The organism is Ignavibacteria bacterium, assembly GCA_015709655.1.
Lineage (GTDB): Bacteria > Bacteroidota > Ignavibacteria > Kapaibacteriales > Kapaibacteriaceae > OLB6.
In genome coordinates, this window is record CP054181.1 from 616,774 (window position 1) to 629,569 (window position 12,796).

The following is a 12,796-nucleotide window of genomic DNA, read 5'->3' on the forward strand; positions in this document are numbered from 1 at the left end:
TGTTCAGAAAGGTTACCGCGGCCCCAGCATATCTTCCGGACGTACCCACGCATCAAAATCTTCAGCACTGAGGTAGCCCAGTTCCAGAGCACTTTCTTTCAGTGTGATGCCCTTATGGTGTGCGTTTTTAGCAATTGCAGCAGCCTTATCATAGCCAATGTGCTGATTAAGTGCCGTCACCAGCATCAGGGTGTTATGATTGTAGAAGTCCAATTTCTCTTTGTTCGGCTGAATACCCTTTGCACAATGTTCATTAAACATGGTGCACGTATCGGCAAGCAGGTTTATGCTTTGCAGAACATTATAAATCATTACCGGTTTAAACACATTCAGCTCGAAGTTGCCGCTTGCTCCACCAACATTAATGGCAACATCGTTACCGAACACCTGGGCGCATACCATCGTCATTGCCTCGCTCTGTGTTGGGTTCACCTTGCCCGGCATAATGCTTGAACCCGGTTCGTTTTCGGGAATAAAAAGCTCACCCAGACCGCACCGTGGGCCACTGGCCATCCACCGGATATCATTGGCAATTTTCATGAGTGATGCGGCCAGTGTTTTCAGTGAGCCATGGAAGTACACAAGAGCATCATGTGCTGCAAGTGCCTCGAATTTGTTCGGCGCCGTCACAAACGGAAGATTCGTAAGTTTTGATATTGCTTCGGCTGATCGAACGGCAAACTCGGGATGTGTGTTCAGTCCGGTACCAACGGCTGTTCCGCCCAACGCCAGCTCATACACACCGTGCAGCGACTCCTGGATACGTTGCAATCCATTGGAAAGCTGCTGAACATAGCCCGAGAACTCCTGTCCAAGCGTCACCGGCGTGGCATCCATCAGGTGGGTTCGTCCGCTCTTGATAAGGGGCTGAAACTCACCTGCTTTTTGTGCAAACGTGTCGCGCAGTGCGGTTACGGCCGGGATAAGCTTGGTTACGGTAGCTAATGCGGCAGCAATATGCATTGCCGTCGGGAACGTATCGTTCGACGACTGTGACATGTTTACGTGATCGTTAGGGTGCACAGGCGTTTTACTTCCAAGCTCGCCACCTGCCAGCTCGATAGCACGGTTAGAGATAACTTCGTTTACGTTCATGTTTGACTGCGTACCCGAACCGGTCTGCCACACACGTAACGGAAACTGATCGTTCAGCTTTCCGGCCATAACGTCATCGGCAGCCTTCATTATCAGGTCAGCCTTGTCAGCCGGCAGCTTTCCCAGATCGCGGTTCACGATGGCAGCCGCCTTTTTCAGGATGGCCATCGCATGAATAACTTCCGTGGGCATGGTTTCGGTGCCAATGGCAAAATGGATAAGTGACCGTGCCGTTTGGGCGCCGTAATATGCATTGGACGGTACCGGAATTTCGCCCATCGAGTCGCGTTCGGTACGAAATGATGCAGACATTGATCTCTTAGAATAATGAGTGAATACGTACAAAAATAGCCTATCTCGGTCATGGGCAATGTTTCACAAAACTCCAGCCCCCTTCCCGACCACTCATTGAATTACCGGATTAATGTGCCCGTAAGCCTAAGCAGTTCGGTTGCCGCCAGTTGCTTCTGATATGTAGTTTGCGTTAACTGCTCGCCCGTTTGCAGTACCGACAAGAGCGCCTGACGTACCTGGAGTGCGCTTACCGTACCCACGCGCAGACTCTGCAGTGCAACGTTTGCGTTTTTTAATGCATCATCGTACGATTCGCGATAAATCCTGTACAGCTCTGTCATGGTCTGGTACGACCGGTATGTACGGTCAATTCGTCCAATAATAGAGTTCTGCAGCGCTTTGATATCAATTCTGCTTTTCTCTTCCTGCACCAAGGCCTGTTCCCGCGCAATCTTATCCGAAAAACCATTAAAAATGTTCCAGGTTAATTGCGCTCCAATATTCCAGCCCGTTGTGTTGCTGGTTAGAATGAATCCGGCACCCTGCGTGGTCTTATTGTACTGATAGGTTCCGGTCAGTGTAATCGTTGGCATAAACACCGACTGCACTTCGGCCACATGAGCGCTTGCAGCTTCGAGTGCCTTTTGTAATGCAAGAAGTTCGGGGTTAGACTGCCGGACTGATTCCACAAGGTCATCCCTGGAAAGGATCTTCATCGTGGGCATGGAGGTGTCGGCAACAATCACCGTCTGTGGATCGGTATTCAACAGAGTCAGCAGTGCGGATGTAGCATTCTGAAGCGTGCTTCTCATCTGTACAACCATTGCCTGCTGTGCGTTGAAGTCAATCCTGGACTGTGCAAGGTCAACACCACTCGATGCACCAACGGCATGGCGCAGTTCCTCGATCTGCATCTGTTCCTTGGCAAGCGCCAGTGCACTGTCCACTGTGGCCATAAAACTCTGGGTTGCCACAACATTACTGTATGCAGTAATTACATCGGCAAGTACGCTTTGCATTGTTGCCTGAACCCGTGACAGACCTTGTTGTTCAAGGGCCTTGTAACGGTTGGCTGATGCAAACATCCTGAAGCCGTCGAACACCGTCCACATAACAGTTGCAGCCGCACTGCTGCCATCAACCGAAGCCCCGTCCTTTGCGATTACCCTGCCGTCGGCAAACGACTGGTTGATGTTATTGGCGCCGGTGTTAATGTCTGCCTGCAACGAAACCTTGGGCAGATACCCGGTAATACCTGAGCTTCCAACCACATGGGCCATGAGGGAATCCTGCCGTGCACTCTGAATATCGAAATTCTTCCGGAATGCCATCTCGATTGCATCGTGCAGCGACAGCCGCAGGGTATCAGCACCCAAACCGATTTGCGTGCCCGCAATGCACACAATACCCACGGTACAGCAGAGTCCGAGTTTATGTAATAGCTGCATCATGATTCATGAACCTTTTTTAGTTTACTCATCACCACGTAGAGTGACGGGATTACAATTAAACTCAGGACAGTAGAGTACAGCATTCCGCCAACCACAACAACACCCAGACCAACCCTGCTTCCCGAGGCTGCTCCCATTGACAAGGCAATAGGAAGTGCACCCAGCATGGTTGCAAGCGACGTCATCAGAATTGGTCGAAACCTCGTTGCCGCAGCTTCGGTGGCAGCCTGCAGAACATTCACACCGTGCTCTAACCGCTGGTTTGCAAATTCAACAATCAGGATACCGTTCTTGGTGATCAGGCCGATCAGCGTGACGGCTCCAATCTCACTAAATATATTTAGCGTATCACCGGTAATCCATAACGCCAGGGCACCTCCTGCAAGCGCCAGCGGTACCGTAAGCATGATTGTGAGCGGGTCAACAAAACTTTCAAACTGTGCAGCCAGCACCAGGTACACAAATGCAATGGCCAGCAGAAATGCCCACAGTAAACTTGAACTGCTTTCAGCAAAGTCACGGCTGATGCCGTACAGCGATGTTGTAAATCGTTCGTCCAGAACGGTATCTGCAATCGCATTCATGCGCTGTATCCCGTCACCAATCGTTTTACCATCGGCAAGGCCTGCACTCACGGTAGCGCTGAGCGATCTATCAGTGCGGTACAGAGCCGGAGGTGCGCTGCGTTCTTCAAGGCTAACCACGGATGCAAGTGGGATGAGTTCCCCGGTCTTCGTGCGTACATTCAAACTGCGCAGTTGGTCAGGTGTGGTTCGCTGCAACCGTTCAACCTGACCCAGGATCTGGTATTGTTTACCGTCCTTCATAAAGTAGCCGTAGCGTTGTCCGGCCAGTGCCGTTTGCAGCACCAAGGCCACATCCTGTACGCTCACTCCAAGGTCTCGGGCGCGGTTCCTGTCGATATGCAGTACAACTTCCGGCTTGGTAAACTTCAGGTCAACATCAACAATACTAAAGGTGGGGTCGGCATTGGCAGCATCCAAAAACCTTGGCAACACCGAGCGCAGATCTTCGAGTGAGGATGCTTGCAACACGTACTGTACCGGGAGTCCGGCACGCATACCGGTGCTGATGGTTTGTTCCTGAATAATAACGGTTCTGGCCTCGGTTGATGTACGCAGCATAGGTGCCAGGACGCCGGCAATCTCCATTTGTGAACGTTCCCGTTCTGTATGCGGTTTTAAAACCAGCCGTGCAAAGCCATTGTTGTTTCCGCCGCCAAAAAAGCTGGGCGAGGTTACCGAAATCATGGTTTGTGTTTCCGGTGCTGCCCGCAGGATTCGCGCCGTGAGCGAGTCCATGATTTCATCCATGCGGTTATACGTTGTCCCTTCGGGGGCAGTAACGTTGGCAACCAGTATCCCCCTGTCTTCAAGGGGCGCAAGTTCCTGTGGCAGAGCGGTTCCAAACACGTATATCATGGCTGCAGACGCTGCCATCAGGATAAGAGCAACAAGCGGCTTACGAATAACGTGACCCAGAATTGAACGGTACACCTCTGTGAGCCATACAAAGAACGGCTCGGTTTTACGGGCAAACCAACCGTCCATGGCATGTGCCTTTAACAGCTTGGAGCTCATCATTGGTGTTAGCGCCAGCGAAACAAAGGCACTGATAAGGACGGCGGCTGCAACAGTTGCACCAAATTCACGGAACAGCCTGCCGGTAAGACCGGGCAGGAAGATAATCGGGATGAAAACAACAACAAGAGTGATGGTTGTTGATATGATAGCAAAGTAAATTTCAGTAGCACCTTTTTCGGCTGCTTCCCGCGGCGTCTCCCCACCTTCGATGCGACGAAAGATGTTCTCCATTACCACAATAGCGTCGTCAACAACGATACCGGTGGCAAGTACGATTCCAAGAAGCGACAGAACGTTAAGAGAAAATCCTGCAACCCACATGACAAAGAAGGTTGCAACCAGGCTTACGGGAATGGCGACGACCGGAATAAACGTTGCCCGCCATGACCGCAGGAATAGGAAGATGATTACCACAACCAGAGAAAAGGCTATGATCAGTGTTTCTTCTACTTCTTCGACGGCACTGCGAATAAAACGGGTATCGTCGAAGGCAACATCCAGGGTTATGTCGGACGGTACAAACTTCTTTAACATATCCAAACGGCGATAGAACTCATTCGAGATCTCTACCTGATTTGCTCCGGGCTGCGGCGATATTGCCAGGGCAATCATCGGTTGGCCGTTACGCTTTAGGATGGTTCGTTCGTTCTCGGCGCCAAGATAAACGCGGGCAACATCTGACAAGCGGACAACTCCGCCCTGGTAACTTTTTAGAATAAGTCCGGAAAACTCTTCTGCCGTTGTTAACCTTCCTAAGGTGCGCACTGTGAGCTCTGTACTGCTTCCTTCCAGTTTCCCGGTGGGGAGCTCGACGTTCTCGACGGCAAGAACCTGAAACACGTCTGTGGTGGTTAGGCCGTACGCTGCCAGCCTATCGGGATCCATCATGATCTGCATGGCGTACTTCCGCTCACCCCAGATGTTAATGGCTCCCACACCTGCAATCGTCTGAAGCCTCTCCTTCAGCACGTTGGTACCAAAGGCCGTTAGATCTGCCAGGGTGCGGTTCGTGCTCTGCACCGTCATCACCACGATCGCACGTCCGTTGGCATCTGCCTTTGCAACAATTGGCGGGTCGTTGTCTCGTGGCAGCAGCCGTTTGGCCCTGTCCACGCGGTCACGCACGTCGTTGGCAGCCTGCTCCAGATCAGCACCTAGCTGAAATTCTACCGTGATGGCAGCTCTGCCATCAGAGCTCTGCGATGTTAGCGATCTGATACCATCAATTGTGTTAATACTTTCTTCAAGGGGCTCAGTTACCTGGGCCTCAATAACATCGGCATTGGCACCCGGATAGGTAACGGTAACGTTAATGTTCGGCGGGTCGATGTTGGGAAACTGACGCACGCCGAGTGACTGGAAGCCAATCACCCCCATGAGAACCAGGATAACGCTCAGTACGATGCTCAGCACCGGGCGTCGGATCGTTAATACGGAAATGTTCATTGCTTGTAATTAGATTTCATAGTGATGCATGGTGTCCATTCGGTTATGCTGATGCTGTATGGTGCTCCGGCGGCGGCTTGCTTCCCGGGAGAATAATCGCCAGCAGAACAACAACGGCTGTTCCAATGGTGTTCAGCCATAAAAAGCTAACGGCGTCGGACCACCAGAGTGTGAAAATGACAAGTTCGGATAACAGTGCACCGTAAAACACTGCAGTCGCAGAAGCCCGCCTGATAAAGAAGGCACACAGAAAAATACCCAGCATGGGACCGTAAAACAAACTGCCAAGAATGTTTACTGTCTCAATCAGCGATCCCATACGGGTGGCAGCCATGCTGATGATGACGCAAAACATCCCCCAGCCAAGGGTGTGCAGCCGAATGTGACGGGTAAAGTTGGCATCACGTTGCGGAAACAGTCGCAGATGCACATCAACCATACTTGCCGATGCCAGGGAATGCAGCGCCGGCGAGATGCTTCCCCACGATGCCAGGATGATAATTGCAAAAATGAGTCCAACCAAACCAACTGGCATGGTTGTTTTCACGAAGTGCAGGAATACATAATTCACGTCGGACCGCTCGGAGATGTTTAGTCCGGCAGCAAGGTGACCAAGGCGTGTGCGGATATCTTTTTGTTCAGCCTTGGCCTGCCGAAAATCCGTCTGTGCCTGTGTGTTGGCGGCTGACCGGTCATTGGCAGACAGTAGCTTGCGTGATGCTTCCTGCAGTTTAGTCTGAGCGGCGTCCCACTCGTGCTGAAGACTTTGAACCTGTGCCGGAGCCCGCTCCTGCATTGTAGCCAATACTCTGCTGTTAAAAAACATCGGTGACGGTGTAACACTGTACAACCCAACAAGCAATGCTCCAATCAGCAGAATGCCAAATTGCATTGGAATCTTCACGATGCCGTTCATGAGGAGTCCCAGCTTGCTTTGGTCGGCCGACTTGCCGGCCAGAAAACGTCCAACCTGACTTTGGTCAGTCCCAAAGTATGAGAGTGATAAAAAGAGGCCGCCAAATATCCCGCTCAACAGCGTGTACTTGTCATTGAAATCCACATTCGTGGTGATCACGTTCAGCACACCGCTCTTACCGGCCAGCATCAAACCATCATTCAGGTCCATATTCCCGGGCAAGCTCCATACTACCATGATACCGGCCAATATCATGCTGGAGATGATAACAACAAACATTATGGTCTGGGTATAGGCAATTGACTTTGCACCGCCGCGGATGGTGTACAACATCAGCGTTCCACCCACGATGGCATTGGTAATGTAAATGTTCCAGCCCAGTATGGAACTAATCACAATACTTGGTGCATAGATACTGATGCCTGTGCTTACTGCCCTCGAGAACAAAAACAACATACCAGTAAACACCCGAGTCCGCTTATCAAACCTGCGTTCCAGGTATTCGTAGGCAGTGTAAACGTTGTACTTTCGATATACTGGGATGAAAACAGCACAGATAATCACCATGGCAATTGGTAAACCAAAGTAGTACTGCACAAATCGCATCCCATCGGTAAATGCCTGTCCGGGAGCGCTGATAAATGTGATCGCACTTGCCTGGGTTGCCATCACCCCCAACAACACCATTGGCCATGGCAGGGTGCGACCGGCAAGCAGGTAGTCTTCGCGACTCCGCTGCGCCCTGCCCCGCCAAATACCATACAAAACGATGGCTGCCAGGGTAACGGCAAAGACAATAAAATCTGGCAGCGTCACCGATATACCTCGGTAAAAATCCAGAACAGGACAATTTCTACAGCCAGCCAGGAAAGAACAGTAACATACAGCGTCACCCAGCGTATTGGTTTCTTTTCTTTCATCGCACTCCGGTACTTACCATGTTTGCTAACAGCAAGATGCCACCTTCTACACCTGCAGGGAGCTGACGGAAGAGTGACAGTGCGCAGTAGTAGTAAAGTCCGCTTCCATACCTACCGTACAGCAGCGATCCCCGGTGCTGAGGCTCACCTTCGTCCGCCATCGAGAGTAATTCCTGATACTCCGACGCATATCCATCAGGGAAATACAAGCCCCTTTCCTGAACCCAGCCATCGAAGTGTTGTTTATCAATTTTATTAGGATGTGTAAAAACGGGATGATCCGGCGCCAGGATGGTTACCGGTGCATCTTCCTCCGTGACCCGGTTCCGCGACAATGGAATCGGCCATGGCCCAAGGTTCTGCGTGCTGAGTGTCTGCGTGGTGTTATACTGCACAATCAGCGTACCGCCGTGCTCGGCATAGTGAAGGAGCGATGGCATCAGGTACTGCATGCTCTTGCGGACGTTGGCAGCGCGCACGCCAACAACAATTGCGTCATACGCGGCAAGCTTTTCAGTGTTAACAATGTCGGCATCAACCAGTTCATCTACCTGAACACCCAGATCACGCAGCACCTGCGGAGCAGCATCACCGGCACCCGCCACATAACCCACCGTTTTTGCCGTACAGGCAACATTGCCGGGCACGATGGTTACCCGGGCAGGTTTAGTGTATTGTAACGTTGGCACGTGTTCGTAACTAATCACCTGCACACTGCGGGAAATCACTCCTTCTCCTGTAACAAGTTCGATGTGTGCAACACCGCTGATGTCGGGCGCAATCGGCATCGTCACCAATGTATCGGTGTTTGCAGCTATTGATATTCCCTCAACAGCACCAACACTCTTCCCTGACAGCATCAGCCGCAACGATCCCGCCACCGGCTTTCTGAAGGCACGGATCCGAACGGATACCGCAGCGGTGCCATTTCTCCTGATCACTGTTGCAGACACCGGCTCGATACTGGCACGGGGCACTACACGAAGTTCTTCAATAATGTCGCCACGTTCGGGGTCGAGTCGCTTATTGCTGAGCGGCACCGAAACCATAACCGGAGAATTTCCGATGTGCAGAGTTACACGGACTTGTAAGGGGCTTTGGCCAACGGGGTGGTCCAGCAACCGGTCGTTGGAAATGGTAAACAAATCATGCTCAGGATCCTGCATCAGCCAGTAGGGCTCGGTTACCGGTGTACCCGGCGGTATCGTTACCGCTTTGTCAAGTGATACCAGAGAGTCAGGCTGACACCGCACTGAGTAGGTTATCAGCGCATCGGGCCATTGCACGGCTGTTACGGTAACCGGCAGATGCGTCCGCTGAATGATGCGCAGTGTTGCATCAAGCTGTTCACCGGCAAGTACCGTCTGCTCTGCTACCGTTGCTTCCAGGCGAATGCCGGCACACTGAAGTAGCAGCATCGTAATCTGGTCTAGTTTCTGACTGCGCCAGAACGGATCATCGAGGCCTTCTATCATCGTTCTGATCCGAAGAAGTTCGGGGACGGAGGCAGACGGATTGGTCATGCTAAACTCCTTTATCACCTTGCCGATTGCGTCTGCTATGTCAGCACGGTTTACTCTCCGCCAGTCAGTCACAATACCGTCGAACAAACTCATTCTTGGTGCAGTGCCCCGGGTAGTAGAAAAATACTCGGGTGCAATCCCGGGTATGGATGGCGTACCAACACCCTGACTGCGGTGGATACTGCGGCTAATACCAGCCAGCTCGCCGTACCCCATTCCGAGCAGTGGATCAAAGTGGCCTACGTCCAGCCTGAACATCCCATCGGTAATGGTGCTGTTGTTGCCAAACCTGTAGGCATTAAACAGTAGCCGCTGTGGAACCCATGGCTGTGTTCCGTCAAGCATGTCCTGCATCCGTGCGGCATCGGCACTGCTTAAGGCCAGTGATCCCGTGCAGTAGTCAAACGCCTTTTCAGCAATGATGGCCGAAGCAGTATGGTGCCCATGACCGGCACGCGAGTCCGGCGGGAAACGGGTGATAACAACATCCGGACGGAACAGGCGGATTGTGCGAACAACGTCGGCAATCAGTCGAAGCTCGTCCCAATGCTTAAACGTCTCCTGAGCAGATTTTGAATATCCGAAATCAACCGCCCTGGCAAAATACTGCAAGGCTCCGTCTATCCGTCGTGCTGCCATCAGCTCGTGAGTCCTGATAAGTCCAAGCGCACCGCCCTGTTCGGGTCCGATGATGTTTTGTCCGCCGTCACCTCGCGTCACCGAAAGGTATGCCGTTCGTACATGCTGTCCGCGCGCCAGCCACGAAAGCAGGCGGGTATTCTCGTCATCCGGGTGTGCGGCAACATACAGCACGCCCGTGAGGTTATTCAGCTGCTGTAACTGACCGTAAATCTGGGCTGACGGTGCGGGTTTCTGATACTGGGCCATGGAGTTAACGGCAAGCATGAGTCCTGCCGTGCATACCAACCAACGTACTACAATACACACTCAGTGCGACCTCTTACTTTAAACTGTCCAAAATCTCTTTGCCCATCTTGGCGTAGCCAGCTTCGTCGGCCGACCCTTTTGCCACATTAATGGCAGTTGCCACCGATTCGCGTGCGGTTTCCTTGTCACCAAGCTTTGCAGCAATCCGCGCCTTGAGCATAAACACCCAGTAGGCCTTTGGATTTGCTTCTCCGGCCTTTGTTGCGTACTCCAGGGCCTTATCCAGGTTCTGATTTGTTTCAAAGTAGTATGTGGCTGCCTGGTGATACGGTATGGAAGGATTATTGATTGCCTGTTCAATTTGTTTATTAAGACGTTCCTGATTGTGAGCAATAACCGGAATGATTACCTTGGTACGCTCCCACGAGAGCTCGATGTTGCATGACGCAAACGTTATACTGGTAATGGCAATCGTAAATGTTTCTACAGGTGTTACAAGTGTTGCAGGTTTAACCTTAAATCGCGCAACATCATCATCCTTGGAGTATCCGTATGCACCCCAGTTGCCGGTATTCCTGTTAAAAATCACTTCCCATTCGGTTGCACCCGGAACTGTGTACATGGAATACGTCCCCGGCTGAATTTTTGACCCGCCAATCTCCACCTCTTCACCAAACGTTACCTTCGTTGCTGCATTTGCACCTGTGCGCCACACCTTTCCGTACGGCACCAGATCACCAAATATCACCCTGCCACGCATGGAAGGGCGACTGTAGGATATTTCGATTTCGCTGGTAGAGAAGGCTTGGGTAATCGTTGCTGTTGGGCTAAGTGCGGGTAGCTTTAGCTGCTGCGCCTGTACAACAATACCAGCCATGATAAATAAACTGATGATGTATTTCATACAATTGTCCCCAAAGTGTAATGTTTAAAAAACGTTCTTGCAGATGTGAGTTGCAACATACAAAGGTTTGATATGTACCGGTTTACCGGTTGCGTTATTGAGTACCGGCACCGTTGTTGGTAATTTTGTTTATTGAATGGAATTGGTAAGCTGTACGTGGACAGGAAACCCGTCCTTCAGCGCCAGTAGTCCACTGGTGGCCACGGTATCACCGGCCGAAATACCATGAACGATTTGAACAAGGCTCGTAGAACGTCCGCCGGTTTGTACCGCACGGAGGGCAGCCTTACCGCCATTTACGACAAATACGCTTGACCCATCCATGCCGGGCTGAATTGCTTCGGTTGGAATAAGCAGCGCCTTGGGATAGGTAGCGGTGCCAACATTCACGTCGACAACTGTTCCCGGAACCAGGGTATTGCCCGAGCCGCGCTTTTCAATAATGGCCCGAACCCGCAGCGTTCTGGTGTCCGCATCTACAACGGGGTCCACAGCATACACGCGGGCACGCACGGTATCGGTTCCCGACCGTGACGGCGCGCTGCACATAAGCACACTGCCCACACCAACAGCGTATGCATATCTGTCGGGGACCGACACATCAACCTTGAGTGTTGAGATATCCGCAAACTTCATGATCGCCGTCTGCGGCGTCACCACAGCTCCCGGACTGATATTCCGTAGCCCGACCTTTCCCGGGAAAGGGGCTCTGATAACGGTTTTATGCAGCACTGCCTTGGCCTGTGCAATTTCGGCTCTCCGCGTAGCCAACTGAGTCTCGGCGGCATCCAAATCGGCAACACTCACACCATCGATACTCCGGAGTGATTTTATGCGGGAGAGCGATAAACTGTCCTGCCGCAATTGGGCAATTAACCGTGCCAGTTGCGCCTGTTGTTCCGTATCATCCAGCTTAACCAGAACCTGGTTGGCCTGTACATAACTGCCCTCAGCTGCGTGAATGCTAATTACCCGACCGCTGATCTCGGGATAAACGGTGACCTCTTCTGACGCACGAACAACGCCACTAACGGTAAGCTGTTCACTAAAAGGTGCGGCATGTACTACATATCCCGACACCGTAAGCGTCTGTCCCGCACCCCTGCCACCGCCCATTGGCACAGATGCCTGAGGAGCTGGTCGGAACACAATGAAAAGAGCAATAACCGCGATGGCAGCAATTGCAATAAGAACATAACGTACAGTTTTATGCATAACTCGGTGTTTTTTGAATGGATGTAAATCTACGGAATGCCATTTTTGTACACGGTCGCACTTTATTCCTGCGCCGAACGTCATGCACTGACGAAGTTTGACCACTAATCGTTACGAGGACCCATGAAAATATTATCTGCATTCCTGATGCTCCTGCTGCCGGCCCTTGTCTTCGGCGCCGAGCAAACACTTGTTTTAGATGTCAGCGGACACTGCGGTTCGTGCAAAAAACGCATCGAAAAAACGGTAAAGGCTGTTGACGGAACCAGCTCAGCCGATTGGAATAAGCGGACAAAGAAGCTGACCGTGTCATTTGACGATGAAAAGACCAATAAGGACGCCATTGTAAATGCCGTGCTTAAAGTGGGGCATGATGCTGACGGTAAGACTGCCGACAACGAGGCATACAGCAATCTGCCCGACTGCTGTCAGTATCGTGACGAGTAATTTGTAGTTTGCCCTATTACGATTTTGTAGGAGGCTGTGCCCTGAATTTGCCGGCCTCCTAATTTTGTGTTTTTCCAACCTTCCATTATTGTA

At 51.7% G+C, this 12,796-nt stretch carries 8 protein-coding genes; 1 reads left to right on the top strand and 7 read right to left on the bottom strand.

Features of this window, described 5'->3' with window-relative positions:
• Nucleotides 1-12 precede the first annotated feature (12 nt).
• The 7 genes from fumC to HRU79_02615 all read right to left on the bottom strand — a co-directional run bounded on the left by fumC (nt 13) and on the right by HRU79_02615 (nt 12,256).
• The gene (fumC, locus tag HRU79_02585; protein ID QOJ25590.1) at nt 13-1,407 is read right to left on the bottom strand and encodes a class II fumarate hydratase; all 1,395 of its coding nucleotides are present in this window, start codon (nt 1,405-1,407) and stop codon (nt 13-15) included.
• Nucleotides 1,408-1,508: 101 nt separating this feature from the next.
• The gene (locus HRU79_02590) at nt 1,509-2,840 is read right to left on the bottom strand and encodes a TolC family protein (GenBank protein QOJ25591.1); all 1,332 of its coding nucleotides are present in this window, start codon (nt 2,838-2,840) and stop codon (nt 1,509-1,511) included.
• Nucleotides 2,837-5,890, bottom strand: coding sequence for an efflux RND transporter permease subunit (locus tag HRU79_02595; GenBank protein ID QOJ25592.1), 3,054 nt, complete (start codon nt 5,888-5,890; stop codon nt 2,837-2,839). Before HRU79_02595 ends, HRU79_02590 begins: the two co-directional genes overlap by 4 nt.
• Nucleotides 5,891-5,933: 43 nt before the next feature.
• On the bottom strand, nt 5,934-7,622 hold the full coding sequence (locus HRU79_02600) for a sodium:solute symporter (GenBank protein ID QOJ25593.1): 1,689 nt from the start codon (nt 7,620-7,622) through the stop codon (nt 5,934-5,936).
• 100 nt (nt 7,623-7,722) lie between these two features.
• Nucleotides 7,723-10,155, bottom strand: a complete 2,433-nt coding sequence (locus tag HRU79_02605) for a PIG-L family deacetylase (GenBank protein QOJ25594.1) — start codon at nt 10,153-10,155, stop codon at nt 7,723-7,725.
• 55 nt (nt 10,156-10,210) lie between these two features.
• Nucleotides 10,211-11,041, bottom strand: a complete 831-nt coding sequence (locus HRU79_02610; protein ID QOJ25595.1) for a DUF2911 domain-containing protein — start codon at nt 11,039-11,041, stop codon at nt 10,211-10,213.
• 129 nt (nt 11,042-11,170) lie between these two features.
• Nucleotides 11,171-12,256, bottom strand: a complete 1,086-nt coding sequence (locus tag HRU79_02615) for an efflux RND transporter periplasmic adaptor subunit (GenBank protein QOJ25596.1) — start codon at nt 12,254-12,256, stop codon at nt 11,171-11,173.
• 123 nt (nt 12,257-12,379) lie between these two features.
• Between HRU79_02615 and HRU79_02620 the strand changes: the two genes are divergently transcribed.
• A complete protein-coding gene (locus HRU79_02620; protein ID QOJ25597.1) occupies nt 12,380-12,703 on the top strand; it encodes a cation transporter in 324 nt (107 codons plus the stop codon).
• The last annotated feature ends 93 nt before the right edge of the window (nt 12,704-12,796 follow it).

What these genes read in the sequence shown, in the direction of transcription:
- fumC (QOJ25590.1), bottom strand. Translation starts at nt 1,407, where the DNA reads ATGTCTGCATCATTTCGTACCGAACGCGACTCGATGGGCGAAATTCCG.
- HRU79_02590 (QOJ25591.1), bottom strand. Translation starts at nt 2,840, where the DNA reads ATGATGCAGCTATTACATAAACTCGGACTCTGCTGTACCGTGGGTATT.
- HRU79_02595 (QOJ25592.1), bottom strand. Translation starts at nt 5,890, where the DNA reads ATGAACATTTCCGTATTAACGATCCGACGCCCGGTGCTGAGCATCGTA.
- HRU79_02605 (QOJ25594.1), bottom strand. Translation starts at nt 10,155, where the DNA reads ATGCTTGCCGTTAACTCCATGGCCCAGTATCAGAAACCCGCACCGTCA.
- HRU79_02610 (QOJ25595.1), bottom strand. Translation starts at nt 11,041, where the DNA reads ATGAAATACATCATCAGTTTATTTATCATGGCTGGTATTGTTGTACAG.
- HRU79_02615 (QOJ25596.1), bottom strand. Translation starts at nt 12,256, where the DNA reads ATGCATAAAACTGTACGTTATGTTCTTATTGCAATTGCTGCCATCGCG.
- HRU79_02620 (QOJ25597.1), top strand. Translation starts at nt 12,380, where the DNA reads ATGAAAATATTATCTGCATTCCTGATGCTCCTGCTGCCGGCCCTTGTC.